Below are 26551 nucleotides of genomic sequence, written 5' to 3' on the forward strand. Positions count from 1 at the left end.
AGGCGGCCGAACCGTGAGGTCGTGATCAGTTAGTGGTGGTGGCCGGCGCGGTGCCGGTGCTCGGGGTCTCCGAACGAGCCTGCTCAAGGCTCTTGAATTCCGGGGCCGAGTTCAGCTCTTCCTTGGTCAGCGACACGACGACCTTCTCGCCGTCATCGGTCGGGGTGGCGGTCAGCGACTCGAAGGAGACCGCGACCGGCTTGGCGCCGATGCCGAGGAAACCACCCACGTCGATCACCACGGCGATGATTTCGCCTTCGCGCTCGACGATCACGTCGCTGATCGAGCCGAGCTTCTCGTCATTGGCGGTGACGACTTCGGTGCCCATCAGATCGGAGCCGAGCCACTGGCCGGCGCTCTGCGCGCTGATGAACTTCGGCGCGGCCGGGGTCGCGGCGGCCGACGCGGCCGGAGCGGCGCTGTCGGTCGAGCCGGCGGTGCCCGGCGTCGGGGTGGTCGCCGGCATTTCGGCGGCCGGAGCCTGCGGGTTGCCGGCATCCGGCTGCACCGGGCTGGCGGCCGGCGGGGTGGTGGTCTCGGGAGCCGGGCTCTGGGCGAAGGCGACCGCCGGGGCGAGCGCCAGGGCAGCGGCGGCGGTGAGTGTCGCAAGCTTGCTGGTCATCGTCTTCTCCGTCAGGTTTGGAATTTCTGAAATCGGACCGATCTCTCGGCCGTCCGCAGAAAAAACGAAGTAGAGTGGAAGAAGTTCCAAGCGGACCAGGTTTTTCGCCAATGGTAATGGCTTATGACTGCGTCAGCTTCGGCCGATCATCGAGGCGTCGGCGACGCAAACGGTGAGTTCTTCGGTGGAGAGACTGGACTTGGTCACTCCGAGGGCCGACAGGCATCCCTTGGGAGTGCGTGTCGCGCGGCTCGGCGCGATGGGAGCCGGTTCCGGCTGGCTGTTGACGATGGCGGGGGTCGGCGTCCGGTCCGAGGTGGCGAGAGGCGTGTCCGCTGCGGTGGCGGCGTGGGCCGGAGCGGCGATGTCGAGGCGCGCGCCCTTGCCGGTGCGGTTGACGAGATGCGCCTGCCGCGCACCCGGCTCTGGCCCGAAGCTCTCGATCGCCACGGGCTGCGGCGCCGCGCGCGTCATCGAGCCGGTGGCCAGCGCGCCGGCGGTGAGCGGCACCATCAGGGCGACGCCGGTGGCGGCGCCGAACAGATAGGCGGAGGTTTTGAAAACGCTGTCGGTGCCCGGCATCACTGTCTCCCCTTCCAGCCCGTCCGCAGGCAGCCGCCCTCGCTCGCGCGGCGCCTCACGCCGCTGCCGGAGCTTTTCCGCAGACGATTTGTTTCGGTGAACCTGGTGCGGCGAGCGCTGTCGCCGCGATCGCAGGGTTAACGCGGGTAAAGGGTTTCCCGTTCCCGCGCGCATTCACGTTTTCGTGCGCGGCGGGCCGGACCATGTTCGCGACAATGAGCGGAGGGCGCGCTCAGCGCTCGGGCGTCAGGTGGCTTTCGGGCACGCTGACGGTGCAGACAAGGCCGGTGGGGGCGAAGTCGAGTTCGACCTTGCCGTCGAGCGCGCGGGCGAGGTTGCGCTCAATCACCAGAGAGCCGAAGCCGCGCCCGGCTGGCTTCGACACGGGCGGGCCGCCGCGCTCGCGCCAAGTGAGTTCGAAACCGCCGCCGGCTTCCGGCGTGCGCCTCATCCAGGTGATGTCGACATGGCCGCCCGGCACCGACAGCGCCCCATATTTGGCGGCGTTGGTGGAAAGCTCGTGGATGGCGAGGCCGATATTCTGCGCCGCCTCGGGCTTCAGGAAGAGGCTCGGGCCGTCAATGGTGAACTGGCTGTTCTCGCGGTCGAGATGATGGCCGAGCTGGGAGCGGACCATGTCGTTGAGCGAGGCGCCGTACCAGCTTTCCTGCACCAGCAGGTCGTGCGACTTCGACAGCGCCTGCAGCCGCGCGCTGAAAATCTCGACGAAATTGTCGATCGAGCCAGCGTGGCGGGCGGTCTGGCGCGCCATCGCCTGGATCACCGCCAGAAGATTCTTCGAGCGGTGGGTGAGTTCGCGCATCAGCAGGCGCAGATGCTGCTCATTCTCCTTGCGCTCGGTCACATCGACGGCAGCGCCGGTGAGCCCGACCGTCGTGCCGGCGAGGTCGCGCAGCGGGTCGATATGGATGTCGTACCAGCATTTGCGTCCGGCTTCCTCGATCTCGATCTCGCCCTTGCGCGAGGCGGAGGTGGCGACGGCGTCGCGCTTGAGCAAGGTGAGCGCCTGGGCGTGGCCTTCACCGAGAAGTTCGGCATCAGTCGAGCCGAGCACCCGCTCCACGGGAAAGCCGAACAGGGGCTTGCTCACCGAGGTGTAGCGAAGGTCGCGATCCTGGGTGAAGATCGCCACATTGGAGCCGCGCAGCGCCATCTCGTAGCGCTGCAGTGCCGTAGCCAGTTCCAACGTCAGCCGGCGCTGCTCGCTGATCACATGGCGCGGCGCCGGCATGTCGATCAGCGCGGCGAAATTCGACCACAGCGCCACCGCGCCGGTGAGGTTGAGCAGGGCGATGCCGATGCGCACCCCCATCGGCAGCAGCGGAAAGGTGCTGCCGAAGTCGAAGATCACCAGCAGGGACAGCACGCCGAACAGCAGCACCAGCGTCGCGAGCAGCAGGCCCAGCAGCCGGGTGCGCAGCGACAGATTGGGCCTGAGGTAGAGCAGGCGCACCAGAGCGACGAAAATCGCCAGCGACGCCAGAACGGTGGTCCAGCGCGCGGCGTTGTCGACGAGAGCGATGTCGAGCATTTAGGGGCGCTCAGGCAGTGGCGCGCTGCTCCCGCGGGCGGGCGCGTCGTTCGAAGAACAGCGCCTGGCTGATGACGGCGGCGACCGTCGAGGGCTGGAACGGCTTGGCGATCAGGAAGGCCGGCTCGGGGCGCACGCCGGTGAGGAAGCGCTCGGGATAGGCGGTGATGAAGATCACCGGCACCTCGGTGTTCTCGATCAGCTCGTTCACCGCATCGAGGCCGGAGGAGCCGTCCGCCAGCTGGATGTCGGCGAGGATGAGGCCGGGCGCCTTGCGGCGGGCGAGATCCACCGCTTCCGTATGCGTGCGGGCGATGCCGGTGACGCGGTGGCCGAGACCCTCGACGAGGCCTTCGAGATCCAGCGCGATGAAGGGTTCGTCCTCGATGATCAGCACGTCGGTGGCGATTTCCGCCGCCAGTTCCCGCCCGGCATCCTCGACCAGATTGCGCAGTGTTGGAACGTCGATGGAGAGGATGCTGGCCGCCTCTTCCTCCGAGAAACCTTCCAGCGACACCAGCAGAAACGCCTGGCGCACCACAGGGGTGATATGGCCGAGACGCCGCTCGCCCTGGAGCGGCGCGGGCGTCGCGTCGACCTGGGCGTTCAGTGTCACCGAATCCCACAGGCGCGTGAGCAGGGTATAGAGCGCGACGCGAGGATCAATCGAACGGTCGAGCGTCGAGGGGTCGGCGATCAACGTTTCGAGCAGGGCCGTAACATAGGCGTCGCCGGCCGACTGGCTGCCGCTCAGCGCGCGCGCATAGCGGCGCAGAAAGGGCAGGTGCTGCGCGACAAGTTGAGAAGTGCTCACTCGCGTCTCCCCGAAGCTGCAAATTGTGAAGCGGCTGTTAACGCATCATGGACCGCCCGGTTCCGGAGTAGGTCAAAAATTTCTTGCACGCACTACAATTCCCGGAACCGTTTTGGCTTTGGCTCGTTGTGACCTCGTATGCAGCGACGGAGCCGTCTTCCCTCTCGACCTTTCGGGGGCTCAATGTCGGGAAAGAAAATTATGAGTGACGATCATTCGGAGGGCGCCGCCGCCGCAGCGGACGGTTTGTCCTCCTCGCCTCTCGGAGGCGGCAAGGACACCGCGCTCGGCAACGAGATCCAGGCCAAGATCGGCCAGCATCTGCGCGCCATGTATGACGATGTGGTGCGCCAGGGCGTGCCCGACCGGTTCATGGACCTGCTGTCCAAGCTCGACAAGGCGGACACCTCGTCCGATGGGGGCGGGGGGCGCCAGTGAGCCGATTTGACCCGACCCTGCGCGACGAGATCATCGCCGCCATCCCCAATCTGCGAGCTTTCGCCATCTCGCTCTCGGGCAGCGTCGACCGTGCCGACGACCTGGTGCAGGAAACGCTGCTGCGGGCCTTCGCCAATATTTCGAGCTTCCGGCCCGGCACCAATTTGCCGGCCTGGCTGTTCACCATCCTGCGCAACCTGTTCCGCTCGGAATATCGCAAGCGGCGGCGGGAGGTGCCGGATTCCGATGGCGCCTTCGCGGCGACGCTGACCAGCAATCCCGACCAGAACACGCATCTGGATTTCGAGGATTTCCGCGCCGCGCTCGACCAGCTTCCGCCGGATCAGCGCGAGGCGCTGGTGCTCGTCGGCGCGTCCGGTTTTTCCTATGAGGAAGCCGCCGATATCTGCGAGTGCGCGGTGGGCACCATCAAGAGCCGGGTGAACCGGGCGCGCAAGCGGCTCGGCGAGATGCTGGCGTTGGACGATGCCAGCGATTTCGGTCCCGACAAGACCACGCGGGCGGTTCTCGCCGCCGAGCGCACCTGAACCGGCGCCGGCCGGACGACCTATCCCCCCTTCACTCGCGCCTTTTCAGCCCCGTGCCCTCACGCGGGAACGCCCCCGGTTTGCGCCGGGGGCGTTTTGCGCGGTTCGGCTGGCGGGCGTCGCCCGTCAGGGCGCCCGCCCCCGGCGCATGAAGCCGACCACCGCCGACACGAGGAACAGGATGATGGCGACAAAGAAGATGATCTTGGCGATTTCGATCGCGGTCCCGGCGATGCCGCCGAAACCGAGCACGGCGGCGATCAGTGCCACCACGAGAAAGGTCAGCGCCCAACCCAGCATGTAAGCCTCCACTTGACTCGACCCGGCGAAACGGCCGTGGCCGTGTGGCGGGACAACCGCTGAGGCGGGCGAGGGTTCCCCCGGCACCGGGGGGATGGCCGGCGCCGACTTGCCGTCCGATGGGGGGCAGCTAGGATGGGCAGGGTGCTGGCGGGGTATTGGGGCGCATGAGCCTGCGAAACTGGGTAAAATCTTGTGTGCCGCCGGCTGTGCTGGCGCGCCTGCGCGCCATCCGCGCGCGCTTCGCGCCGCCGCATCCGATCCAGGCGTTCGTCTACAGCGATGCGCGCGAGGTGCGCGAGGATATCGCCCGCAAATATGGTGAGGTGGGCGACATGCTCACTTATTTCGCCGGCCACGATGTGGGTGTCGTCCACAAATGGCACCATTACATCCCGCTCTATGAGCGCTATTTCGCGCCCTATCGCGGCCGGCCGGTGCGGCTGCTGGAGATCGGCGTCAGCAAGGGCGGCAGCCTGTGGATGTGGCGCCGCTATTTCGGCCCGGACGCGGTCATTTACGGCATTGATATCGACCCGGCCTGCGCAGCCTATGATGGCGTGGCCGGTCAGGTTCGGATCGGCTCGCAGGTCGATGTGGCGTTCCTCCACCGCGTGGTGGATGAAATGGGCGGCGTGGATATCGTCCTCGACGATGGCAGCCATCTCATGGAGCATCTTCCGGTGACGCTGGAGGCGCTATTCGGCCGGCTGTCGGATGGCGGCCTCTACATGGTCGAGGATCTGCACACCGCCTATTGGCGCGAATATGGCGGCGGCTATGGCAGCCGGCGCAATTTCTTCCGCTATGTCGACGGCATCATCGCCGACATGCATCGCTGGTATCACCGCCACAAGCTGGTGCACCCCGCCGTCAGCGCGCGCTGCACGGGCATCCACATCCATGATTCGATGGTGATCCTCGAAAAGGGGCCGGTCTACCCGCCGGTTTCGTCCCAAGTCGGTACGGAGGCGCCCGCCTCCCCGAACTGAAGCGTTCGTGGCCGTTCACATCCGCGCGGCGAGCAGGGGCGCGACGGCGCGGGCTTCCGCCAGCAGGGCGGTGACGATCGGGGTCATCGGCTCGCGGTCGAGCACCACAAGGCCCATCTGGTGCAGCACTTCCGGCCCCTCGATGGGGATGGAGCGGATGCTGGCGGGAAAGGCGAACACATCCGCCAGGGTGTTGGCCACCACGCTCGCCCATTGGCCGGTGCGAACATGCGACAACAGAGCGAGGGTGGAGTTGGCCTCCAGCTTCGGCGTCACCGCATGGCCCGCCTCGGCGAGCTGCTTGTCGACGATGCGGCGGTTCTGCATGTCCGGGGTCAGCAGGCACAGCGGCACCTGGCCGATTTCCTCCCATGTCACCTTGGCACTGTCGCCGAGCGGCGAATCGACGGAGGTGAGAAAGCGGTAGCCCTCGCGGTAGAGCGGCACGGTCTGCACGCGGCCGAGCGGATCATTGTCGAGATAGGTGATGCCGGCGTCGGCTTCCAGATTCTCGATCAGCCGCAGCACCTCGTTGGATGAGGCGGAAATCAGCGTGAAGCGCACATCGGCGTGCTTGCTGTGAAAAGGCGTTGTCAGCTCGGAGAGCATCGGCATGGCGGTGGGAATCGCGGCGATGCGCAGATGGCCGGAAAGCCCCTTGCGCATGCCGGCGATTTCCTGGCGCATGGCACGCACATCGCCGATGACCCGACGCGCCCATTGCAGCGCGCGCTCCCCTTCCGGGGTGAAGCCGATGAAGCGCGAGCCGCGTTCCACCAGCCGCACGCCGAGCTGTTCCTCCAACTGCTTGAGGCCGGCTGACAGCGTGGGCTGGGTGACGCCGCAGGCCTCGGCCGCGCGGCCGAAATGGCGCTCCTTGGCGAGGGCAAGCAGAAGTTCGAAGCGGTCGATCACGCGGGACGATTCCTGAGAGGCAACGATAGAAACGTTCTATCAAACTATCAGCAAAGCATCATCCTGCGAATTGGACGGATTAAAGACGCCGCTCCCGTCGCCCTCGCTCACTCGGCCGCCCCCCGCAGCGGCGGTGTGGGCAGCGTATCCGCCGCAAAGAGATCGGACGGCGCGGGCGCGCCCGCCGGGCCGTCCGCCTCGAATTCGAGCTGCTCGATGCGCTCCCCGCGCCGGGCGATCTTGTCGGCGGAGGTCAGCGCCTGCGCCACATCCTCGTTGAGCTGGCCGAAATGCCGCTGCAGATTGCCCACCCGGTCGCGCAGGCGCACCACATCGGCGACCAGCTTGCCGCACTCGGTGCGGATGAGGTCGGCCTGCTCGCGCATGCGCGCATCCTTGCAGATGGCCTGTACCACCTGCACCGCCAGCATCAGCAGCGAGGGCGAGACGAGAATGACGCGGGCGCGGAACGCCTGCTGGATGAGGTCGTCGAAATGCTCGTGCAACTCGCCATAGACGGATTCGGAAGGCACAAACATCAGCGCCACATCCTGCGTCTCGCCGCTGACGAGATAGCGCTCGGCGATGTCCTTCACATGCCGGCCGACATCGGTGCGCAGCCGCGCCTCGGCCGGCTTGCGCGCCTCCGCCGTCTGCGCCTCGCGACAGGCGGTGATCGCCTCCAGCGGGAATTTGGAATCGACCAGCAGCGGGCGCCGGTCGCCGGGCAGGAAGATGGCGCAATCGGCGCGGCGGCCATTGCTCAGCGTGTGCTGGAAGGCGAAGCTGTCGCGCGGCAGGGCGTCGGCGACGATCGCCTGCAGCCGCCCCTCGCCGAAGGCGCCACGCGCCTGCTTGTTGGCCAGCGTCTCGCGCAGGCTCATCACCTGGCCGGAGAGTTCGCCCAGGCTCGCCCGCGCCTGATCGACAAGGGCGAGGCGCTCATTCAGCCGCACGAGATTTTCGTGCGTGGCTTCGCTCGCCCTTGCCAGGCTCTCGCCCATGCGGTGCGAGGAGGCGTCGAGCCGCTCGGCCACGGCGCGGGCGAGGTCGCCCTGGCGCTGGGCCAGTACCTCTGTCATGGACTGCACCCGGCCGATGGTTTCCGCCTGGGTGCGGGCGAGATCGGCGAGGCGCTCTTCCAGTTCATCGGCGCGGCGGGCCTGCTCGTCGGCCTCGAAGGCGTTCTGCCGGGCGCTGCGCGAGACGGCGCGCAGTACCGCGAGCAGCAGCAAAAAGACGAGCGCAGCGGCACCGGCCAGCGTCTGCGCCAGCGTCACCGGCTGGGTGCCAAGCGTGAACACGATCTGATCCATCGCCGTCTTCTAACAGATTCTGGCGTTGGCGCGAACGGAGAGTGAACATCCGTCGCTGTCAGGGTAAACCCCGCGTTGACGGAATCCGGCGTGGCGCTTATCTGGACGGCATGTCGATACGTCCGCTCGTGATCCTCCCCGATACCCGCCTGCGCCAGCTCTCCGATCCCGTGCTGCGCGTGGATGCGCGCGTGCGCGCCATCGTCGAGGACATGTTCGAGACCATGTATGACGCCCCTGGCATCGGGCTGGCGGCGATCCAGGTCGGCATTCCCGAGCGCATCGTCACCGTCGATGTCGGCCCGCGCCAGGCGCAGGCGGACGGCGCCGAGGACGAGGAGGCGGAGCGCGAGAAGCACCCGCTGGCGCTGATCAACCCGGAGATCATCGCCTCGTCGGAGGAGATGTCGGTCTATGCCGAGGGCTGCCTGTCGATCCCGGAATATTACGCCGATGTCGAGCGCCCGGCGCGGGTGAGGGTCCGCTATATGGACCTCAATGGCGAGACGCAGGAAATGGACGCCGACGGCCTGCTCGCCACCTGCGTGCAGCACGAGATCGACCATCTCAACGGCGTGCTGTTCATCGACCACATCTCCAAGCTCAAGCGCGACCGGGTGATCACCAAGTTCACCAAGCTGGCGAAGAAGGAGCGGGCCTGACCCCGCCGCCCGACGCCTCGTCTTCCACATTCTCGCGGGGAGCCACATGCGCATTGTCTTCATGGGCACGCCCGATTTCGCGGTTTCCACGCTGGTGGAGATTGTCGGTGCCGGCCACGAGGTGGTCGCGGCCTATACGCGCGCCCCGGCGCCGGCCGGGCGGCGCGGGCTCGATCTCGTGCCCTCGCCGGTGCACCGCGCGGCGGAACGGCTGGGCATTCCCGTGCTGACCCCGTCCAGCCTGCGCGACGAGGACGCGGCCGCGACCTTCGCCGCGCATGAAGCCGACGCCGCCGTGGTGGTAGCCTATGGGCGCATTCTCCCGCAGGCGATCCTCGATCTTCCCCCGCTCGGCTGCCTCAACCTGCACGCTTCGCTGCTGCCGCGCTGGCGCGGCGCGGCGCCGATCCAGCGCGCGATCATGGCCGGCGACACGGAGACGGGCGTCGCTGTCATGAAGATGGAGGCCGGGCTCGACACCGGGCCGGTGGGGCTGGTGGAGCGCGTCGCCATCGGGCCGGACATGACGGCGGGCGAGTTGCACGACCGGCTGATGATCGTCGGCGGCGACCTGATGGGCCGGGCGCTGGCGGCGCTGGAGCGCGGCGCGCTCGGCTTCACACCGCAGCCGATCGAGGGCGTGACCTATGCCGCCAAGATCGACAAGAACGAGACCCGCATCGACTGGACCCGGCCGGCGCAGGCGGTGCACGACCATATTCGCGGTCTCTCGCCCTTTCCCGGCGCCTGGTTCGAGCTCGACGGCGCGCGGGTGAAGGTGCTGCGCTCGACGCGGGGCGCGGGTGCCGGCGCGCCCGGTACGGTGCTCGACGACGCGCTCACCATCGCCTGCGGAGACGGCGCGGTACGGCTTGTCGAGGTGCAGAAGGCCGGTAGCCGGGCGATGCCGGCGGACGAGTTCTTGCGCGGCAGCGATCTGACCGCAGGCAGGGTGGTGACATGACGGACATACGCGCGCTGAACGCCGACGACCACGCCCACTGGCTGCCGCTCTGGCAGGCCTATCTCACCTTCTACGAGGCGACGTTGCCGGACGAGGTGACGGCGACCACCTGGCAGCGCCTGCTCGATCCCGCCGAGCCGGTGCATGGCGCGCTTGCCTTCGATGCCGCCGGGCAGGCGGTGGGCCTCACCCACTGGCTGTTCCACCGTTCCACCTGGTGGGTGGGCGATGTGTGCTATCTCAACGACCTCTATGTCGACGCCAGCCAGCGCGGCCAGGGCCTCGGCCGCCGGCTGATCGACCATGTGGCGGCCGATGCGGCGGCCAAGGGCAGCCCGAAGGTCTACTGGCTGACCCACGAGACCAATCTCACGGCGCAGCGGCTCTATAACAGCCTCGCCGAGCGCACCGGCTTCATCCAGTACCGCAAGCCGCTGACCCCCTGAGCCGCTGCGCCCTGGCCGGGCGTGTCGCGCATGCGAGACAAGGCTCGCGTCTCCGCCTTGGCGCCGATGCGCCCGCGCGGAAGTCGGCGGCGAATCCGCACTCTCCCCTGACGGTGGAACCCGTGGCCCGAGCGCACGTTACCCGACGGGCGCCGCGCCCGCCGACGCGGCGAGCGCCTGTCAGATTTTCCGTCACGATCTGCCGGGCAGGTCCGGCACGCTCAAAAGGAGAGGGATCATGCTCAAGATCGTTGTGCTCACGCTGGCCACGCTCAGCATTGCCGCCTGCACCACCACGGAGCGCCGTGCCACCGGCGGCGCGCTCATCGGCGGCGGCACTGGCGCGGTGATCGGCGGCATTGCCGGCGGCGGCACTGGCGCGGCGATCGGCGCGGGCGTGGGCGCGGGCACCGGCGCGCTGATCGGCGCGGCGACCTCGCCGGGCGACTGCTGGGCCTATGACCGCTATGGCCGGCGCGTGCCGGCGCGCTGCTGACCGCAGCGCCTTAAGCGAACGGCCGAACGAGGCGGCCCCCGGCGGGGGCCGTTTTCGTGTGTGGCTACTGGCTTGCCCACAGTACGCGGGCGATCCAGGCGATGTCCGCCTCCTGCAGCAGGCGGTCGGGGTGGTCGGGGTTGAGCGAGCGCAGTTCCACCGTGCGATTGGTCTGGCGCTTCAGTTCCTTGGCCAGCACCTCGCCCTCGCGGGTCTTCACCACCACCCGGTCGCCGCGCCGGATCGGTGCCGCCGGCGAAACGACGACAACATCGCCGTCGCGGTAGAGCGGCAGCATGGAATCGCCGGAGATTTCCAGCGCATAGGCGTGCTCGTCGCCGACATTGGGAAAGGCGATCTCATCCCAGGCGCCGCCGACGGGAAAGCCGGCATCGTCGAAATAACCACCCTCTCCCGCCTGCGCGAAGCCGATGAGCGGAATGGCGCGGCGCCCGCCGGTGCCGCCATTCACCAGCCCCATGAAATCGTCGAGGCTGGTGCCGGTGGCGGCCAGCACCTTGGCGATGCTCTCGGTGGAGGGCCAGCGCGGACGCCCGTCCGCCGCCTCGCGCTTGGAGCGATTGAAGGTTGTGGCGTCCAGCCCGGCGCGGCGGGCGAGGGCCGAGGGGCTAAGGTCCAGCCGCTCCGCCAGCCTGTCCAAAGCACGCCAGATCTGGGCATGGCTGAGCATGATTCGTGCCCGGATTTTTGTCAGATAGTTAGGAATTATACCCTAATGTCGCCGCTGTCCAGCCGCTTTGCCCGGCGTGGCGCGCCCGCCGCACCCGTGGCTGGACAGAGCGCCCGCCCCGCCTAGGATGGCCGCCCTTTCGGGCAGGGGCCGACATGCACAGGGACGAGACGCCACAGGACGACACCGAGGCCCTGCTGCTGGCGGCGGCGCGCCGGGCCATCGCCTACCGTGCGGACCCCACGGCGCACCCGCCGGCGACGGATTATGCCGCCTGCCTCGCCGCCTTTGACGGCCCGCTGCCCGAGGCCGGCGTGCCGGGCGCGGACGTGCTCGACGCGCTGGTGACGCGGGCTGAGCCGGGGCTGCGCGCTTCCGTCGGGCCGCGTTTCTTCGGCTGGGTGATCGGCAATTCCCACCCGGTCGGTGTCGCCGCCGACTGGCTGACCGCCGCCTGGGGCCAGAACACCGCCAACCACTTCGCCGCGCCCGCCGCCGCCGCCGCCGAGACGGTCGCGGCGCGCTGGCTGCTGGAGGTGCTGGGCCTGCCGCCGGAGAGCGGGGTCGGCTTCGTCACCGGCGCCACCATGGCAAGCTTTGTCGCCCTCGCCGCCGCGCGCGGCGAGGTGCTGCGGCGCGCGGGCTGGGATGTGGAGGCGCAGGGCCTGTTCGGCGCCCCACCGGTGCGGGTGCTGATCGGCGAGGAGGCCCATGCCAGCGTGTTCTCGGCGCTGCATTATCTCGGCTTCGGCAAGGCGAGCCTGATCCGCGTGCCGGCCGACGCGCAGGGCGTGATGCGGCCCGACGCTTTCGAGGATCTGCTGGCGCGGGCCGTGCCCGAGGGCGCGCCGCTGATTGTAGTGACGCAGGCCGGGCATATACATAGCGGCGCCACCGACGCGCATGAGCGGCTCGTGCCGCTCGCGCGGGCGCGGGCGGGATGGGTGCATGTGGACGGCGCCTTCGGCCTGTGGGCGCGCGCCTGCCCGACGCGCGCGCATCGTGCCGCCGGTGTCGAAGCGGCCGATTCCTGGGCGACCGACGGGCATAAATGGCTGCAGACGCCGTTCGATTGCGGCTATGCCATCGTGCGCGACGCCGACGCCCACCGCCGGGCGATGACCATCGCGGCGAGCTATCTGCCGCCGGTGAGCGAGCATGAGCGCGACCCCTCGCATTACGTGCCCGAACTGTCGCGCCGCGCGCGGGGATTTTCCACCTGGGCGCTGCTGCGCCATTTCGGCCGCGACGGGATCGCCGCCATGGTGGAGCGCCATTGCGCGCTGGCGCGGGCTCTGGCGGGCCGTCTTGCGGCGGAGCCCGGCATAGCCGTGCTGAACGAGGTGGTGCTGAACCAGGTGGCGGTGCGCTTCGGCGGCGCGGCGGAGGGGGCGGAGGGCGACGCGCTGACGCGCGCCACCATCGCGGCGGTGCAGGAAGAGGGCACCTGTTTTGCCGCCGGCGCGGCATGGCGCGGGCGCTGGATCATGCGGCTCTCGGTGATTGGCGCTTCCACCACCGAGGAAGACATCCATCTCTCGGCCGACGCCATCCTCCGCGCCTGGCGCCGCGTTGCCTCGGCGGCCGGGGCCCTGTAGGACGGGCCGACGATACAAGGCGGGAAACGGACATGGCGGCGGCGCAGGCGAGGCTCATCTACAAGATCGCGCCGCGCGCGCTGTGGCAGGCGGCGGAGGCCGCCGGGCGGTTCATTGGCGCGCCGGTGGATGTGGCGGACGGCTTCATCCATTTCTCCACCGCCGGGCAGGTGGCGGAAACGGCGGCCAAGCATTTCGCCGGGCAGGACGACCTGCTGCTGGTGGCGGTGCGGGTGGAGCATCTGCCGGCGGAGCTGCTGCGCTGGGAGCCCTCGCGCGGGGGCGATCTGTTCCCGCATCTCTACGGCCCGCTCGCCCTTGAGGCGGTAGCCTATGTGCGCGAACTGCCGCTCGGCCCGCATGGGCGGCATCTGTTCCCGGCCCTGGAAGGGTGATCTCATGAGCCGCCTGCTCGACCTCGCCCTTCCTTTCGCCCGGCTGATGGACCCGGAGACCGCGCATGGACTCTCCATTCGCGCGCTCGCCTGCCTGCCGCCGCGCGCCGCGCCCGTGGACGATTCCCGCCTCAAGGTCTCCGCCTTCGGCCTCACCTTCCCGAACCCGGTGGGGCTGGCGGCGGGGTTCGACAAGGAGGCGGAGGTGCCGGACGCGATGCTCGGCGCCGGCTTCGGCTTTGTCGAGGTCGGGACGATCACGCCGCGCCCGCAGCCGGGCAATCCGCGCCCGCGCAATTTCCGCCTCGTCGAGGACCGGGCGGTGATCAACCGCTATGGCTTCAACAGCGGCGGCCATGGCCCGGCGCTGGCGCGGCTTTCCGCCCGGACAAAGCGCCGGGCGCCGGGCATCGTCGGGGTCAATGTCGGGGCGAACAAGGACAGCACCGACCGCGCTGCCGACTATGTCGCCGGCATCCGCGCCTTTGCCGGGGTGGCCGGCTATTTCACCGCCAATGTCTCCTCGCCCAACACGCCGGGCCTGCGCGATTTGCAGGAGGAGCGCGCGCTCGACGAATTGCTGGCGCGGGTGATCGCGGCGCGCGACGAGGCGGCGCCCGGCGTGCCGCTGCTGCTGAAGATCGCGCCCGATCTCGCTCTGCCGCATCTCGATGGGGTGGTCGCGGTGGCACGCCGGCGCAGGATCGACGGGCTGATCGTCTCCAACACCACCATCTCCCGCCCGCCCGGCCTGCGCTCGCCGCACAAGAGCGAGACTGGCGGGCTCTCCGGCCGGCCGCTCTTCGCCCTCTCCACCCGCATGTTGGCGGAAACCTATGTGCGGGCGGAAGGCGCCTTTCCGCTGATCGGCGTCGGCGGCATCGACAGCCCCGCCGCCGCTCGGGCCAAGATCGAGGCCGGGGCGAGCCTCATCCAGCTCTATTCCGCTCTCGTCTATGAGGGGCTAGGGCTGGTGGAGCGGATCAAGCAGGGGCTGGTCGCCGAGCTTGCGCGCGAGAACACGACGCTCGCCGCGCTCACCGGCCGCAAGGCGGCGGTAAAGGTGGCCGAGCCGTTTCCCGGCTAATTGAACGTCGCCCGTTCCAGCCCTGGCATCCGCAGCGCCAGGAACACGCCGCGCCCGCCCATGAAGGCGAGATAGGCGAGCCACAGGCCGGTATTGCCCAGCGGCAGGGTCAGCCACCAGGCGAGGAAGAACAGCGCCACCGCCGGCATCATCATGTTGCGCATGTCGCGGGCCCAGGTCGAGCCGGCATAGATGCCGTCATAGGCGAAGGCGGCGACGCCCAGCAGCGGGGTGAGCGCCGCCAGCGGCAGGAAGGCGCGGCCGACCTCGCGCACCTGTTCGTTAGCCGACAGAAGGTCGATCAGCGGCCCGCCGCCCAGCATCAGCAGGGCGCTGGCCGGGGCGGCGAAGCCGACGCCCCAGCCCAGCACCAGCCGCACCGCGCGGCGGAAGCCCGCCCGGTCCCTCGCCCCGATGCTCTGCCCGCACATCTGTTCGGCGGCGGTGGAGAAACCGTCGAGGAAGAAGGTCGAGACCATGACGATGTTGTAGAGCACCGCATTGGCGGCGAGCGTCACGTCGTCCTGCCGGGCGCCCTGCGCGGTGAAGAACAGCAGCACGCTCATCAACAGCGCGGTCCGGATCATGATGTCGCGATTGACCGCCAGCGTCTCGATCAGCCGCGTGCGGGCGAGCAGGGCTCGCCACGGCACATGCCAGTCGCGCCCGACCAGCCGGGCGGCGGCAATGAGGCCGAACAGCGTGCCGGTGATTTCCGCCAGCACATTGGCGCTCGCCGCGCCAGCAATGCCGAAATCCCACCACAGCACCAGCAGCACCGTCGCGAGCGCGTTTACCGCCGCGATGAGGATCTGCAGCCCGAGCCCGATATCGGTGCGGGCGATGCCGACCAGCCAGCCGAGCAGGGCGAAATTGCCGATGGCAAACGGGGCGGAAAGGATGCGGACGGAGAAATACAGCGTAGCCGCCGCGTGCACGCCCTCGCTCGCGCCCATGGCGAGAAAGGCGAGGTCGGCCAGCGGCCCATGCACGGCGATCAGCACGAGCCCGATGACGGCCGAGATCAGCAGCGCCCGGATCAGCACCGCGCGCAGTTCTACCCGCTCGCCGCGGCCCAGCGCCTGCGCGGTCAGCCCGGCCGTGCCCATGCGGATCGAGCCGAAGATCCAGAAGGCGAAATCGAACAGCAGCGCGCCCACCGCCACCGCGCCGAGCAGCACCGCGTCGCCCAGCCGGCCGATGGCGCCGGTGGCCACCAGCCCGAGCACGGGCGTCGTCATCTGCGCCAGCGTCGCCGGCAGTGCAATGGCGAGAAAGCGCCGGGAGGTGACCTCCACCCGGCCGGCGGCCGCGAGGCTCACGGCCTCAGCGTCCGCGATTGGCGATGCGCAGGATGAGCCAGAGCGGGATGACGATCACCGCGCCGAGCACGAAATAGCGCCACAGCCGCTCGATCGCCTCGAAGCTGAAATTGAACAGATGCCGCACCAGGCTTTCCAGGCTGGCGAGGATGTTGAGCGGATCGAGCCCCAGCGCGGCGAGGATGACGCCGACCACCACCGAGAGCAGCACGAGCCGCATGAGAACCCAGAAGGGCGAACCGCCCATCCAGCGGGCAAGCTGATTATCGGCCATGACTCACTTTTCCCCGGCAGGCGAACGCTGCTTCCCTAGCACGGCGGTGGGCCGGCGGGGAGCGTGGCTTTCATCGCCGATCATCGCCTCCAGCGTTTCCAGCCGGTCGGCCTCGCCCGGCGGCTTGTCCCAGCGCAGCCGGGCGATGCGGGGAAAGCGCATGGCGAGGCCGGAGCGGTGGCGGGTGGAGCGCGCCAGCCCCTCAAAGGCGACCTCCACCACCAGCCCTTCCGTCGGCGTGTGCACCACCTCGCGCACCGGGCCGAAACGGTTCACCGTGTGGCGGCGCACGAAGCGGTCGATCTCGATCAGCTCGGCGTCGGTGAAGCCGAAATAGGCCTTGCCGACCGGCACCAACTCGCCCGCTTCCGTCCAAACGCCGAAGGTGTAGTCGGAATAATAGGAGGAGCGCTTGCCATGGCCGCGCTGGGCATACATCAGCACCGCATCGACGCTGTGCGGGTCGCGCTTCCATTTCCACCACGGGCCCTTGGGGCGGCCGGGCAGATAGGCACTGTCGGCGCGCTTGAGCATCACCCCTTCCACCGCTTCCGCATCCTCGCCCGCGCCATGGGCGGCGGGGTCGGCGCGGGCCGCCGTCAGCGCTTCCCAGCTTGGGAACGGCACCAGCGGGGAAAGGTCCAGCCGCCCCTCCGCCGGATGGGCGGCGATGAGCGCCTCCAGCCGCGCGCGGCGGGCCTCGAAGGAAAGATGGCGCAGGTCTTCGCCCGCTTCGACCAAGAGGTCATAGGCGCGGATATGGGCGGGGAACTCCAGCATGAGCTTGGCCGAGACCGCTTTGCGGTTCAGCCGCTGCTGCAGCACGTTGAAGGACTGCACCCGCCCCTCGCGCAGGATCAGCAATTCGCCGTCCACCACCCCGTCAAAGGCGAGGGCCTCGGCAAGATCGGGGAAGGCGCCGGAAATATCCTCGCCGGTGCGGCTGTAGAGCCTTGTGACATGCCGCCCGTCCGGTCCGGCGGCGCGGGCCGCCTGCACTCGGATGCCGTCCCATTTCCACTCGGCGCGGAACTCGGCGGGGGCGAGCTTCTCGACATCCGCCTCTTCCAGCGGATGGGACAACATCACCGGGCGGAACGGGGCGGGGTCTTCGGTTTCCGGCTTCGGCCCGCGCCCTTCCGCCCAGGCGAACAGCTCTTCATAGGGCGGTGCCAGTCCCGGCCAGACCAGCTCGATCGCGTCGGGTGCGTGCTCGCCCAGCGCCGCCACGGCGGTCTTGGCGAGGCGGGCGGACACGCCGATGCGCAGCCCGCCGGTGATGAGCTTCAACAGCGCCCAGCGCCCGGTCTCGTCCAGCCGGTCGAGCAGCGCGGCGAGCACCGCCGGCATCTCGGCGCGGCCCATATGGGTGAAGGCGTGGACGATGGCGGAAAGCGGCGGCGGCTCGGTGTCGTTGAGCCCATGCGGCGCCGGCCACATCAGCGCCACCGTCTCCGAGAGGTCCCCGACATAATCATAGGAAAGCGCGAACAGCACCGGGTCGGTGCGCTCGCCGATGAGCTGGCGGATGAGGCCGGGCTTGGCGTTGCGGAAGGACAGCGCGCCGGTGAGCGCCGCCAGCGCCCAGCCGCGCTCCGGGTCGGGCGTGTGGCGGAAATAATCGGCGATGAGCCTTATCTTGCCGTTGCGGCGCGGCTCATAGGCGAGGCGGTCGAGCAAGGCGGCGAAGCGGTTCACGGCGCCGCCTCCGGTGCTGGCGCCGCTTCCGTAGCGGGGGCATCGGGCGCGGCGCCGCCCTCGCCCTCCTCCTCGCCATAGCCGACCATGTGCAGCGGCCGGGCGCGCAGCCCTTGCTGCGTCGCCCAATGCACCAGCGCGTCTTCCTGACCGTGGGTGACCCAGAGTTCCTCGCAGCCGGTGGCGCGGATGGCGACCTCCAATTCGTCCCAGTCGGCATGGTCGGAGAGGATCAGCGGCAGTTCGACGCCGTTCTGCCGGGCGCGGGCGCGGATGCGCATCCAGCCCGAGGCGAAGGCGGTGACGGGATCGGGAAAGCGCCGCGACCACACATCGGCCAGCGCGCCGGGCGGGCACAGCACCACGGCGCCCGCGCGTTCGGCCGGCGTGGCGTCCCGTGCGGGGCGGGTGTCGCCGAGGTCGATGCCCTGGGTGCGGTAATAGGCGGTCAGCTTTTCCATCGCGCCGTGCAGCAGGATCGGCCGGTCGTGCCCGGCGGCGCGCAGCAGCGCCATCACACGCTGCGCCTTGCCGAGCGCATAGGCGCCGACCAGATGCGCCCGCTCGGGAAACAGCGCCAGCGAATCCATCAGCTTGCCAATCTCCACCGCCGGGGCGGGATGGCGGAACACCGGCAGGCCGAAGGTCGCCTCCGAGATGAAGACATGGCAGGGCACCGGCGCGAAGGGCAGGGCGGTGGGGTCGGCGCCGGGCTTGTAGTCGCCGGAGGCGACGATGGTGCAGCCGCGCCAGTCGAGCGCGATCTGCGCGCTGCCCAGAATATGTCCGGCGGGGTGGAAGGTGACGCCGACGCCGTTCACCTCGACGCGCGTTCCATAGGCCGCCGCTTGCGTCGTGCCGGCGAAGGCTTCGCCATAGCGGATGGCCATGATGTCGAGCGTCTGCTGCGTCGCCAGCACGCGGCCATGGCCGGCGCGGGCATGGTCGGAATGGCCATGGGTGATGAGCGCCCGCGCCACTGGCCGCGTCGGGTCGATGAAGAAATCGCCGGCCGGCGAGTAAAGCCCCTGTGGGGTGGTGTGGAGAAGCTCTTCCGGGCGCATCGTGGAACCTATATAGGGCGCCGCTGCCCATTTTTCGCGAGTTTCCCGCCATGGCCAACGGCCGGCTTATTCTCTCCTCCGGCGACCCGACGGTCGATCGCCGGATCGACTGGGCGCGCGCGCTGATGGAGGAGGGCAACGCCGCCGATGCGGCGGAACTGCTGGCCGAGGCGGTGGCCTGCGCCGGCCATTACGCCCCGGGCTGGTTCCTGCTCGGCGAGGCGCGCGAGGCGGCGGGCGACGCGCCGGGGGCGGGCGACGCCTTCGCGCAGGCGCGGGCGCTCGATCCCGCCGACACGCTGGGTGCCACGCTGCGGCTCGCCCGGCTGGAAGGCGAGGTGGCGGGCATGAGCCCGGCCTATGTCCGCGCGCTGTTCGACCAGTACGCCGACCGTTTCGACGCGGCGCTGGCGCGGCTCGACTATCGCGGGCCGGAAGTGATCGACGCCGGGCTGGCGGCGGCCTGCGCCCGGCTCGGCCGGCCCTATGCCTTCGCACGCGGCTTCGATCTCGGCTGCGGCACCGGCCTCGTCGGCGCCCGCCTCGTCGACCGCATCGGTGTGATGGAGGGGGTGGATCTCTCGCCCAACATGGTCGCCCATGCGCGGCGGCGGAAGGTCTATGACGCGCTCGCCGCCGGCGAGATGGTGGCCTTCCTGCGCGAACGACCCGCGCGCGAGGCCGACCTGATCTTCGCCGGCGATGCCTTCTGCTATCTCGACGATCTCGCCCCCATCCTCCACGAGACCCGCCGCGTGCTGGAACCGGGCGGGCTGCTCGCCTTCACCACCGAGAGCCATGACGGGGAAGGCGTGCTGCTGCGCGACACGCTGCGCTTCGCCCATGCCCCGGCCTATGTCGATGCGGCGCTGGGCGCAGCCGGCCTTAGCCGCCTGACCCTCGACGCGGTTCCGGTGCGGCGGGAAAGGGACCAGCCAGTCGCCGGGCTGCTGGTACTGGCGCTGCGCGAAGCGTGAGCGGGGCCCACCGCAGGATGCGATCGGTTCTCTCCTGTGCCTGCGGTTGACGTGCGCCGCCTAGGGCAGAATGATGGTACCGAAGGGTGGGTGGATGATGGACGACACAAACAGCTCAGGCGGCATGCGCAACATGGCTCCGGCGGCTCCGGGACGGGCCTCGGCAGTGCCGAAACCGCCGCCGCACCCGCTCGACGGCGAATGGTATGTGCATCTCGACGGCGAGGTGTTCGGCCCCTTTACCGGCCATCAATTGCGGGATTTTGCCCAGGAGGGGCGCATCGACGCCGAGACGCAGGCGGTGCGGCTCGGGGCGGAGACGTGGACCCGCGCCGCCGATGATCCGGCCCTCGTCTCGCTGTTCCCGCGCGCGGTCCCGGCGCCGCCACCGGCGGGCCCGGTGCGCGCCGAAGCGGGTGCGACGGTGGTGCAGGTGACCAACAACATCGCCAGCGAGCCGCGGCCGCAGCAGGTGGTGATTCTGGACCCCGGCGTCGCCGCGCCGAAATCCGCCGGCACGGCCCTCATCCTCTCCATTCTGATCGTCGGGCTGGGCCAGCTCTATAATGGGCAGATCGGCAAGGGGATCCTGATGTTCTTCGGCTGCATCCTCCTGTGGTTCGTCTTGCTCGGCTGGATCATCAACATCTGGTCGTGGGTCGACGCCTATAAGACGGCCAAGGCGATGAATGAACGCTATCTGCGCAATCTCGCGGCGGGGATGATTCGTTGAGCGCCGCGCATTGGCGGGCGGGCCTGCGCTGTCCCGCATGCGGGTTTCGCCTCTCCGCCCGCACGACGCTGTGCGAGAATTGCGGCGCGGTCGTTCCGGTGGCGGAACTCGCCGGCAGCGGGGCCGTCAGCCGTTCCCTGTCGCTGGTGCTGGGGCGTCCTCTGGGCAGCCTGAGCATTCTGGAGATCGCCCGGATTCTGGCCTGGGTGCCGCTGCTGGTCGGCCCGCCCATCGCCGCCCTGGCCATCATCGCGCTGAAGGTCGCGCAGCAGCCCGAGCGCCTGCATGAGCGGGCGTGGCAGGGACCGGCGCTTGTCGCCGCGCTGAACATCGCGCTCAGCCTTGTCGTCTGGCACTACGCCGCCCAGGAGATAAGCGCTATCGCCTCGGCACTGTGGACGCAGTTCGACACGTTCGTGCGGCCCGCTCTGCCGACCGGCGCCGGCAAGGCGGTGGAGATATAGCGCCCTCGCTGGTGAAGCCGTGAGGGGCGTGCGGGCCTGACCCTCGCATTTCGCGCCCGAGTCACTAGCTTCTCGCGGTGACGATCATGCATGCCGCGCCCGACGATCTTCTGCCCGAGCCGTTCCGACGCTGGTTTGCCGGCAGGGGCTGGGCGCCGCGCGCGCATCAGATGGAACTGCTGGCGCAGGCGCGGGAGGGGCGCTCCACCCTGCTGATCGCCCCCACCGGCGCCGGCAAGACGCTGGCGGGCTTCCTGCCGAGCCTCGTTGAACTCGCCGGCCGCCCGGCGGCGCGGAACAATCCGCGCCCGCTCGGCCTGCACACGCTCTATATCTCGCCGCTGAAGGCGCTCGCCGTCGATGTCGCGCGCAATCTGGAGCGGCCGGCGCAGGAAATGGGCTTGGCCGTGCGCATCGAGACGCGCACCGGCGACACGCCGGCCTCGCGCCGCCAGCGCCAACGCCGCGACCCGCCGGACATCCTGCTCACCACGCCGGAGCAGATCGCGCTGCTGCTGGCCTCCGCCGATGCCGAGCCGTTGTTCGCCGATCTCAAGCGCATCGTGCTGGATGAACTCCACGCGCTGGCCGGCTCCAAGCGCGGCGATCTGCTCAGCCTTGGCCTCGCCCGGCTGCGACGCCTCGCGCCCGGGGTGCAGACGGTCGGCCTTTCCGCCACGGTGGCCGATCCCGACACGCTGCGGCGCTGGCTGGTGCCGCAGACCGGGAGGGGCGAGACCGGGGAACTGGTGCTGGCCGAGGCTGGCGCCGCGCCCGATCTTTCCATGCTCGACAGTGTCGCCCATGTGCCCTGGGCCGGGCACACGGCGCGCCATTCGCTGAAAGAGATTTACCGCCTGATCGAGCGGCACACGACCACGCTCGTTTTCGTCAACACCCGCATGCAGGCGGAACTGCTGTTCCAGGAGCTGTGGCACATCAACGACGCCAATCTGCCTATCGCGCTGCATCACGGCTCGCTCGATGTGTCGCAGCGCCGGCGGGTCGAGGCGGCGATGGGCGAGGGGAAGCTCAAGGCAGTGGTCTGCACTTCCTCGCTCGACCTCGGCATTGACTGGGGGGCGGTGGACCTCGTGGTCAATGTCGGCGCGCCCAAGGGCTCCTCGCGGCTCATGCAGCGCATCGGCCGGGCCAATCACCGGCTGGACGAACCTTCGCGCGCGGTGCTCGTACCGGCCAACCGCTTCGAGGTGCTGGAATGCCGGGCCGCGCTGGAGGCAGTGAGGGCGGGGGCGCAGGACAGCGCGGTGATCCGCACCGGCGCGCTCGACGTGCTGGCGCAGCATGTGCTCGGCATGGCCTGCGCCGGGCCATTCGAGGCCGATGATCTCTACGCGGAAGTCATCTCCGCCGAGCCCTATGCCGACCTCGCCCGCGCCGATTTCGACGATGTGGTCGCCTTCAACGCCACCGGCGGCTACGCGCTGCGCGCCTATGAGCGCTTCGCCCGCATCCGGCAGAGGAAGGACGGGCGCTGGCGTGTCGCCAATCCGCAGGTGGCGCAGCAATACCGGCTGAATGTCGGCACCATCGTCGAATCCACCATGCTGAAAGTGCGTCTCGCCAGCGCCAAATCGCGCTATGGCGGGCGGGTGCTGGGCGAGGTGGAGGAATACTTCGTCGAGACGATGAGCCCCGGCGACACCTTCGTCTTCGCTGGGGAGGTGCTGGAATATCTCACCATCCACGAGAATGAGGTGCGCGTCGCCCGAACCAGCGCCAAGGAGCCGCGCGTTCCCTCCTATGCCGGCGGCAAGTTTCCGCTCTCCACCTTCCTCGCCGCGCGGGTGCGGGCGCTGCTTTCCGAGCCGGAACGCTGGCAGAGCCTGCCCGGGCAGGTGCGCGACTGGCTTGAACTGCAGAAGCTGCGCTCCCGCCTGCCGGGGCGGGAGGACCTTCTGGTCGAGACCTTTCCGCGCGGCGACCGCTACCATCTCGTCGCCTATCCTTTCGAGGGAAGGCTCGCGCACCAGACGCTCGGCATGCTGCTGACGCGGCGGCTCGACCGCGCCGGGCTGCACCCGCTTGGCTTCATGGCCAATGACTATGCGCTGGTGGTCTATGGCGTGCGCGACATGTCGCTGGCCATCCAGCAGGGGCGGCTGTCGCTCGACGACCTGTTCGACGCCGACATGCTGGGCGACGACCTGGAGGAATGGCTGGCGGAATCGGCGCTGATGAAGCGCACCTTCCGCCAATGCGCGGTCATTGCCGGGCTGATCGAGCGGCGCTTCCCCGGCAAGGAGAAGAACTCCCGCCAGGTGACCATGTCGACCGATCTCGTCTATGACGTGCTGCGCCGGCACGAGCCGGGCCATGTGCTGCTGCGCGCGGCGCGGGCGGATGCGGCGACAGGTCTGTTGGACATTCGCCGGCTCTCCGACATGCTCGCCCGTATCAAAGGCCGAATCGACCATGTCGCCCTGTCGCGCGTCTCGCCGCTGGCGGTGCCTGTCATGCTGGAGATTGGCCGGGAAATGGTGGCGGGCGGGGCGTCGGAGGCGTTGCTGGCCGAGGCCGAGGACGAACTGATCCGGGAGGCGATGGACAGTGCAGGCGCGGGAAGCGGTTGAGGCGCAGCAGGCGGCCCAGGACGCGGCGGAGGGCGGCACGGCGGTGACGCTGGTCGGCGCGACGCTGGTGCTCGACGCCGCCGGGGCGCTGTGGTGGCCGGCCGAACGCATGCTCATCGTCGCCGACCTGCATCTGGAAAAGGGCTCCGCCTTCGCCGTGCGCGGTGTGCCGCTGCCGCCCTATGACAGCCGGGCGACGCTTGATCTTCTGGCCCGCATCGTGGAGCGACGCCGCCCCCGCGTGCTGGTGGCGCTGGGCGACAGTTTTCACGATCGCGGCGGCGCGGCGCGGCTCGGCCCGGACGAACGCGCCAGTCTCGCCGAACTGGCGCGCGGGCGTGACCTTATATGGATCGCGGGCAATCACGATCCCGCGCCGATGCCGGGTCTCGCCGGCGACGCCGCCGACGAACTGCGCGTGGGGCCGCTCACGCTGAGGCATGAGCCGGCCGCCGACGCGGCCGAGGGCGAGATCGCCGGGCACTTCCATCCCGTCGCGCGGGTGGTGGTGCGCGGGCGCAGCCTGCGCCGGCGCTGCTTCGCCACCGATGGACGGCGCCTCGTGATGCCGGCGCTCGGCGCCTATGCGGGCGGGCTCAATATCCGTCATGAAGCGGTGGCTGGCCTGTTCGGCGGCGCCTATGAGGCGCATCTTGTCGGCGCGGCGCGCACCTACCGCATCGCCCACCACGCCTGCCTGCCGGACCGCTGAGCGGCGCGGCGCTACCGCGAAAAGATCAGGTTCGACGGCGGCGCCGGGGCGCGGGGCGCGCTGCCACCTACCGAGCCGGTGATGTCTTCCGGGCCCGGCACGCTGGCGGGGCCGGCGGCGCGCAATTGTTCCTGCCGTAGCTGGGCGAGGACATGCCAGGATCCATAGGCCAGCGCCGATCCGCACACCGCGATCACCAGCATGGCGCGGATGCGCGCCAGCCAGCGGCCAGGACGCGCTGCCACTCGTCTGCCGATATGGCTGCGCAGTTCCACCGGGGCGGCGGGGGCGGGCCGGGGTGCGGCCGGCCGCTCCGTCGGGCTGGCGGCGCGGCGGGCCTGCGCGATCAGGGTCGCCCGGCTGGTGGCGGTGTCGTTCGCGGCCGCTGGCGGGAGAGCCGGCCCTTCCGCTTCCTTGGTCATTGGTGCCGCAGGGGTGGCGGGAGCGCGGCGGGAAGAGATGGCGGTGCGGCTGAGCGCTTCCAGCGCCGCGCGCATGAGCTGTGGTTCGAAGGCTTTCGGGATCGAGGCGGGGGGCGGCGTGAACACCGCGGCGGGTTCCGGCGCGGGAGCCGGCGGCGGTTCCGATGGGATGGCCTCGGGCGGGGCCGGCCTTGAGGCAGCGGCGAGGCTGGCGAGTTCGGCGGCGACCGCCGCTTCGGCCGCGGCGGCGGCCGTCGCCCGTGCGGTCGCGCTCTCCGTCGCCCGCTGGGTTTCCAGCGCGGCGATCTCGCGCCGGATCAGCGCGGTGAGCGTCTCGGCATCGCCGCCGCCCGCGGGCGGGCGCGGCCGCGCGGCGGCGAGCAGGCTGGCCCGCGTCTCCTCCATCTGGATGAACAGGTCGTTGACCGCCCGCTCGATACTGGCGAGCTGGCTGGCGATCTGTTCCGCTCGTTCGCCGCCAGCCTCCGCGCCGATGGCGCCGAGGCGGTGCGACACTTCCTCGATCTGCCGGCCGAGCGCCTCGAACCGGGCACCGTCATCGGGCGGGGCAGCGGGGCGCTCGATCCGCTCCAGCCGGTCGGAGAGACCCTTGAACAGCGCCTCCAGCCCGGGCGGGAGGTGCTGCCGGGCGCTGGCGAGATCGTGCTGGATGGCTTCGAGCCGGGCGAGGAGATCGTCGAGCGGCAGCGGGGCGGCGACGCGCTCGGCCAGCGTGTCGAGGCGGCGTTCCAGCGCGCCGAAGGCGGTGCGGACCGTCTCGCTTTCGCGGGTCGCCATTTCCGCCACGCGGGTCGCCAGCAGCGACACCTGCTCGGCCAGCAGCCTCAGCGCATCCGTCGAGAGGGCGCGGGCCAGAAGCTCGCGAATCTCGGCGACCTGCGCCTGCAGGCGGGCGACAGTGGCGCCGTCGACGACCTTGGCGTTGACGATGTCGATCTTGCGTTCCAGCGCGGCGATGCGTCCGAGCACAAATTCGGGCGGCTCGGGCAGGCGAAGCCCGCCGATCATCTCGCGCAGCGACGCCAGCGTGGCGCGCAGATGTTCGTCGCGGGTCTCGGAATGCTCCACTCGCGTGACCAGTTGCTGCACCACGCGCTGCAATTCGTCCACCGATTGGCGCGGGGCGAGCGTGGCGACGGCGCGGCGCAGGCCGGCAAGCTCGTCCTGCAGCGGAAGGAGCGCCTCGGCCGGCAGCGGCGCGGGACGTGCGGCCCCGGTTGAGGGGGGCGGGGGCGTGAAGACATTGGCCCCGAGGCGCCCGGGCGCCAGCGGCGCCAGCGCGTCCGCCTCCGGCAGGCGGCGTGGCGCCATCTCGTAATCAAGCTCGCTCTGGCGCGCGGCGATCTCGGCCACGGCGGCCTCGATCGCGGCCGGGCTCGGCGCGTCTTCCGGCGTCGCGGCACGGCGTCGCGACAGTTGAAGCGCTGCCAGTCGCTGGTCGATCTCGCGCATGGCGGCGGCAAGGCGGTCATCCGACGATCCGCGCTCGTCCGGGGCCTGCGGCGGCGTCAGCGGGCGGGCTGCCCGCGGCTCGGATGTGCGGGTCGCCTGCGGCTCAGCTACGCGGTTCGCCTCCGGCTCGGATGCGCGGTTCGCCTCCGGCTCCGGCGGCGCAGGGGCGTCGATGCGGCCGATCTGGCCGGCGAGTTCCTCGATGCGCCGGCGCAGCTCGGCGAGATTGTTCAGCCCGTCGAGTTCGGCGGGCGGCGTGCCGGCGGCGGTGGTGCCCATGAGCCGGGCGCGCAGCCACTGGTCGAGCGGCAGCCCGTCGCGGCGGGCGGCGTCGTCCAGCGCGCGCCAGGCCTCGGGAGCGATCTTTCCGGTCGTCGAAGGGGCCTCTTGCCTCACCTTG

General features: G+C 69.9%; 28 protein-coding genes. 15 read left to right on the plus strand and 13 right to left on the minus strand.

The window, feature by feature from the left end:
• Window positions 1-25: 25 nt before the first annotated feature.
• From AAC979_RS20645 to AAC979_RS20660, 4 genes are all read right to left on the minus strand, one after another.
• On the minus strand, window positions 26-622 hold the full coding sequence (locus AAC979_RS20645) for a PRC-barrel domain-containing protein (protein WP_371348762.1): 597 nt from the start codon (window positions 620-622) through the stop codon (window positions 26-28).
• A gap of 132 nt (window positions 623-754) precedes the next feature.
• On the minus strand, window positions 755-1204 hold the full coding sequence (locus tag AAC979_RS20650; RefSeq protein WP_371348763.1) for a hypothetical protein: 450 nt from the start codon (window positions 1202-1204) through the stop codon (window positions 755-757).
• A gap of 232 nt (window positions 1205-1436) precedes the next feature.
• Window positions 1437-2756: a sensor histidine kinase gene (locus AAC979_RS20655; protein WP_371348764.1), complete on the minus strand. Its 1320-nt coding sequence runs from the start codon at window positions 2754-2756 to the stop codon at window positions 1437-1439.
• A gap of 10 nt (window positions 2757-2766) precedes the next feature.
• Entirely contained in the window at window positions 2767-3570 is an 804-nt protein-coding gene (locus AAC979_RS20660; RefSeq protein ID WP_371348765.1) for a response regulator, read from the minus strand.
• A gap of 201 nt (window positions 3571-3771) precedes the next feature.
• Between AAC979_RS20660 and AAC979_RS20665 the strand changes: the two genes are divergently transcribed.
• Entirely contained in the window at window positions 3772-4008 is a 237-nt protein-coding gene (locus tag AAC979_RS20665) for a NepR family anti-sigma factor (protein WP_371348766.1), read from the plus strand.
• The gene (locus AAC979_RS20670; RefSeq protein WP_371348768.1) at window positions 4005-4556 is read left to right on the plus strand and encodes a sigma-70 family RNA polymerase sigma factor; all 552 of its coding nucleotides are present in this window, start codon (window positions 4005-4007) and stop codon (window positions 4554-4556) included. Before AAC979_RS20665 ends, AAC979_RS20670 begins: the two co-directional genes overlap by 4 nt.
• A gap of 126 nt (window positions 4557-4682) precedes the next feature.
• Here AAC979_RS20670 and AAC979_RS20675 read toward each other — a convergent pair whose 3' ends face one another.
• A complete protein-coding gene (locus tag AAC979_RS20675; RefSeq protein ID WP_371348769.1) occupies window positions 4683-4856 on the minus strand; it encodes a DUF1328 domain-containing protein in 174 nt (57 codons plus the stop codon).
• Between the two features lie 167 nt (window positions 4857-5023).
• Here AAC979_RS20675 and AAC979_RS20680 point away from each other — a divergent pair, with 167 nt between their 5' ends.
• Window positions 5024-5848 carry a class I SAM-dependent methyltransferase gene (locus AAC979_RS20680; RefSeq protein WP_371348770.1) on the plus strand — a complete coding sequence of 275 codons (825 nt, stop codon included), beginning with the start codon at window positions 5024-5026 and terminating at the stop codon, window positions 5846-5848.
• A gap of 15 nt (window positions 5849-5863) precedes the next feature.
• Here AAC979_RS20680 and AAC979_RS20685 read toward each other — a convergent pair whose 3' ends face one another.
• Both AAC979_RS20685 and AAC979_RS20690 read right to left on the minus strand, forming a co-directional pair.
• Window positions 5864-6763: a LysR family transcriptional regulator gene (locus tag AAC979_RS20685; protein ID WP_371348772.1), complete on the minus strand. Its 900-nt coding sequence runs from the start codon at window positions 6761-6763 to the stop codon at window positions 5864-5866.
• A gap of 107 nt (window positions 6764-6870) precedes the next feature.
• Window positions 6871-8079, minus strand: coding sequence for a DNA recombination protein RmuC (locus AAC979_RS20690; RefSeq protein WP_371348774.1), 1209 nt, complete (start codon window positions 8077-8079; stop codon window positions 6871-6873).
• A 110-nt stretch (window positions 8080-8189) separates the two neighbouring features.
• On the opposite strand from AAC979_RS20690, the gene def reads away from it, so the two are divergent.
• From def to AAC979_RS20710, 4 genes are all read left to right on the plus strand, one after another.
• A complete protein-coding gene (def, locus tag AAC979_RS20695) occupies window positions 8190-8741 on the plus strand; it encodes a peptide deformylase (protein ID WP_371348775.1) in 552 nt (183 codons plus the stop codon).
• Window positions 8742-8787: 46 nt separating this feature from the next.
• Window positions 8788-9705, plus strand: coding sequence for a methionyl-tRNA formyltransferase (gene fmt / locus AAC979_RS20700; RefSeq protein WP_371348776.1), 918 nt, complete (start codon window positions 8788-8790; stop codon window positions 9703-9705).
• Window positions 9702-10151 carry a GNAT family N-acetyltransferase gene (locus AAC979_RS20705; protein ID WP_371348778.1) on the plus strand — a complete coding sequence of 150 codons (450 nt, stop codon included), beginning with the start codon at window positions 9702-9704 and terminating at the stop codon, window positions 10149-10151. Before fmt ends, AAC979_RS20705 begins: the two co-directional genes overlap by 4 nt.
• Window positions 10152-10389: 238 nt before the next feature.
• Window positions 10390-10647, plus strand: coding sequence for a YMGG-like glycine zipper-containing protein (locus AAC979_RS20710; protein WP_371348779.1), 258 nt, complete (start codon window positions 10390-10392; stop codon window positions 10645-10647).
• Between the two features lie 64 nt (window positions 10648-10711).
• Here the strand turns inward: AAC979_RS20710 and AAC979_RS20715 are convergent, their stop codons facing one another.
• A complete protein-coding gene (locus AAC979_RS20715; RefSeq protein ID WP_371348780.1) occupies window positions 10712-11338 on the minus strand; it encodes a S24 family peptidase in 627 nt (208 codons plus the stop codon).
• Between the two features lie 155 nt (window positions 11339-11493).
• Here AAC979_RS20715 and AAC979_RS20720 point away from each other — a divergent pair, with 155 nt between their 5' ends.
• The 3 genes from AAC979_RS20720 to AAC979_RS20730 are packed head-to-tail and all read left to right on the plus strand — an operon-like array spanning window position 11494 to window position 14418.
• Window positions 11494-12936, plus strand: coding sequence for an aspartate aminotransferase family protein (locus AAC979_RS20720; protein WP_371348781.1), 1443 nt, complete (start codon window positions 11494-11496; stop codon window positions 12934-12936).
• Window positions 12937-12968: 32 nt separating this feature from the next.
• Entirely contained in the window at window positions 12969-13331 is a 363-nt protein-coding gene (locus AAC979_RS20725; protein WP_371348782.1) for a DUF952 domain-containing protein, read from the plus strand.
• A 4-nt stretch (window positions 13332-13335) separates the two neighbouring features.
• Complete coding sequence (locus AAC979_RS20730; protein ID WP_371348783.1) at window positions 13336-14418, plus strand: quinone-dependent dihydroorotate dehydrogenase; 1083 nt, start codon at window positions 13336-13338, stop codon at window positions 14416-14418.
• Here AAC979_RS20730 and AAC979_RS20735 read toward each other — a convergent pair.
• From AAC979_RS20735 to AAC979_RS20750, 4 genes are read right to left on the minus strand one after another with little or no spacing between them, the layout of a single operon-like run.
• Window positions 14415-15740, minus strand: coding sequence for an MATE family efflux transporter (locus tag AAC979_RS20735; protein WP_371348784.1), 1326 nt, complete (start codon window positions 15738-15740; stop codon window positions 14415-14417). The two genes, AAC979_RS20730 and AAC979_RS20735, sit on opposite strands and share 4 nt — an antisense overlap.
• A 4-nt stretch (window positions 15741-15744) precedes the next feature.
• Window positions 15745-16014 (minus strand): DUF6460 domain-containing protein, encoded by a 270-nt coding sequence (locus AAC979_RS20740; protein WP_371348785.1) that lies wholly within the window; start codon window positions 16012-16014, stop codon window positions 15745-15747.
• A gap of 3 nt (window positions 16015-16017) precedes the next feature.
• A complete protein-coding gene (locus AAC979_RS20745; protein WP_371348787.1) occupies window positions 16018-17712 on the minus strand; it encodes a cisplatin damage response ATP-dependent DNA ligase in 1695 nt (564 codons plus the stop codon).
• Window positions 17709-18776, minus strand: a complete 1068-nt coding sequence (locus AAC979_RS20750) for a ligase-associated DNA damage response exonuclease (RefSeq protein ID WP_371348788.1) — start codon at window positions 18774-18776, stop codon at window positions 17709-17711. The genes AAC979_RS20745 and AAC979_RS20750 overlap by 4 nt, the downstream gene beginning before the upstream one ends.
• Before the next feature lie 50 nt (window positions 18777-18826).
• On the opposite strand from AAC979_RS20750, the gene AAC979_RS20755 reads away from it, so the two are divergent.
• The 5 genes from AAC979_RS20755 to pdeM all read left to right on the plus strand — a co-directional run bounded on the left by AAC979_RS20755 (window position 18827) and on the right by pdeM (window position 24256).
• Complete coding sequence (locus AAC979_RS20755; protein ID WP_371348789.1) at window positions 18827-19753, plus strand: class I SAM-dependent methyltransferase; 927 nt, start codon at window positions 18827-18829, stop codon at window positions 19751-19753.
• Between the two features lie 94 nt (window positions 19754-19847).
• Window positions 19848-20486 carry a GYF domain-containing protein gene (locus tag AAC979_RS20760; protein WP_371348790.1) on the plus strand — a complete coding sequence of 213 codons (639 nt, stop codon included), beginning with the start codon at window positions 19848-19850 and terminating at the stop codon, window positions 20484-20486.
• Window positions 20483-20950, plus strand: a complete 468-nt coding sequence (locus AAC979_RS20765) for a hypothetical protein (RefSeq protein WP_371348791.1) — start codon at window positions 20483-20485, stop codon at window positions 20948-20950. Before AAC979_RS20760 ends, AAC979_RS20765 begins: the two co-directional genes overlap by 4 nt.
• An 86-nt stretch (window positions 20951-21036) precedes the next feature.
• On the plus strand, window positions 21037-23544 hold the full coding sequence (locus tag AAC979_RS20770; protein WP_371348792.1) for a ligase-associated DNA damage response DEXH box helicase: 2508 nt from the start codon (window positions 21037-21039) through the stop codon (window positions 23542-23544).
• Window positions 23545-23587: 43 nt separating this feature from the next.
• Complete coding sequence (gene pdeM, locus AAC979_RS20775) at window positions 23588-24256, plus strand: ligase-associated DNA damage response endonuclease PdeM (RefSeq protein WP_371349115.1); 669 nt, start codon at window positions 23588-23590, stop codon at window positions 24254-24256.
• Between the two features lie 11 nt (window positions 24257-24267).
• On the opposite strand, the gene AAC979_RS20780 is transcribed toward pdeM, so the two are convergent.
• Window positions 24268-26547 (minus strand): hypothetical protein, encoded by a 2280-nt coding sequence (locus tag AAC979_RS20780; protein ID WP_371348793.1) that lies wholly within the window; start codon window positions 26545-26547, stop codon window positions 24268-24270.
• Window positions 26548-26551 lie beyond the last annotated feature (4 nt).

This window comes from Ancylobacter sp. IITR112 (genome assembly GCF_041415945.1).
Lineage (GTDB): Bacteria > Pseudomonadota > Alphaproteobacteria > Rhizobiales > Xanthobacteraceae > Ancylobacter.

What these genes read in the sequence shown, in the direction of transcription:
- AAC979_RS20680 (WP_371348770.1), top strand. Translation starts at nt 5,024, where the DNA reads ATGAGCCTGCGAAACTGGGTAAAATCTTGTGTGCCGCCGGCTGTGCTG.
- AAC979_RS20740 (WP_371348785.1), bottom strand. Translation starts at nt 16,014, where the DNA reads ATGGCCGATAATCAGCTTGCCCGCTGGATGGGCGGTTCGCCCTTCTGG.
- AAC979_RS20750 (WP_371348788.1), bottom strand. Translation starts at nt 18,776, where the DNA reads ATGCGCCCGGAAGAGCTTCTCCACACCACCCCACAGGGGCTTTACTCG.
- AAC979_RS20710 (WP_371348779.1), top strand. Translation starts at nt 10,390, where the DNA reads ATGCTCAAGATCGTTGTGCTCACGCTGGCCACGCTCAGCATTGCCGCC.
- AAC979_RS20755 (WP_371348789.1), top strand. Translation starts at nt 18,827, where the DNA reads ATGGCCAACGGCCGGCTTATTCTCTCCTCCGGCGACCCGACGGTCGAT.
- AAC979_RS20730 (WP_371348783.1), top strand. Translation starts at nt 13,336, where the DNA reads ATGAGCCGCCTGCTCGACCTCGCCCTTCCTTTCGCCCGGCTGATGGAC.
- AAC979_RS20725 (WP_371348782.1), top strand. Translation starts at nt 12,969, where the DNA reads ATGGCGGCGGCGCAGGCGAGGCTCATCTACAAGATCGCGCCGCGCGCG.
- AAC979_RS20705 (WP_371348778.1), top strand. Translation starts at nt 9,702, where the DNA reads ATGACGGACATACGCGCGCTGAACGCCGACGACCACGCCCACTGGCTG.
- AAC979_RS20690 (WP_371348774.1), bottom strand. Translation starts at nt 8,079, where the DNA reads ATGGATCAGATCGTGTTCACGCTTGGCACCCAGCCGGTGACGCTGGCG.
- AAC979_RS20645 (WP_371348762.1), bottom strand. Translation starts at nt 622, where the DNA reads ATGACCAGCAAGCTTGCGACACTCACCGCCGCCGCTGCCCTGGCGCTC.
- def (WP_371348775.1), top strand. Translation starts at nt 8,190, where the DNA reads ATGTCGATACGTCCGCTCGTGATCCTCCCCGATACCCGCCTGCGCCAG.
- AAC979_RS20650 (WP_371348763.1), bottom strand. Translation starts at nt 1,204, where the DNA reads ATGCCGGGCACCGACAGCGTTTTCAAAACCTCCGCCTATCTGTTCGGC.
- AAC979_RS20760 (WP_371348790.1), top strand. Translation starts at nt 19,848, where the DNA reads ATGATGGACGACACAAACAGCTCAGGCGGCATGCGCAACATGGCTCCG.
- AAC979_RS20665 (WP_371348766.1), top strand. Translation starts at nt 3,772, where the DNA reads ATGAGTGACGATCATTCGGAGGGCGCCGCCGCCGCAGCGGACGGTTTG.
- AAC979_RS20675 (WP_371348769.1), bottom strand. Translation starts at nt 4,856, where the DNA reads ATGCTGGGTTGGGCGCTGACCTTTCTCGTGGTGGCACTGATCGCCGCC.
- AAC979_RS20655 (WP_371348764.1), bottom strand. Translation starts at nt 2,756, where the DNA reads ATGCTCGACATCGCTCTCGTCGACAACGCCGCGCGCTGGACCACCGTT.
- AAC979_RS20715 (WP_371348780.1), bottom strand. Translation starts at nt 11,338, where the DNA reads ATGCTCAGCCATGCCCAGATCTGGCGTGCTTTGGACAGGCTGGCGGAG.
- AAC979_RS20720 (WP_371348781.1), top strand. Translation starts at nt 11,494, where the DNA reads ATGCACAGGGACGAGACGCCACAGGACGACACCGAGGCCCTGCTGCTG.
- fmt (WP_371348776.1), top strand. Translation starts at nt 8,788, where the DNA reads ATGCGCATTGTCTTCATGGGCACGCCCGATTTCGCGGTTTCCACGCTG.
- AAC979_RS20770 (WP_371348792.1), top strand. Translation starts at nt 21,037, where the DNA reads ATGCATGCCGCGCCCGACGATCTTCTGCCCGAGCCGTTCCGACGCTGG.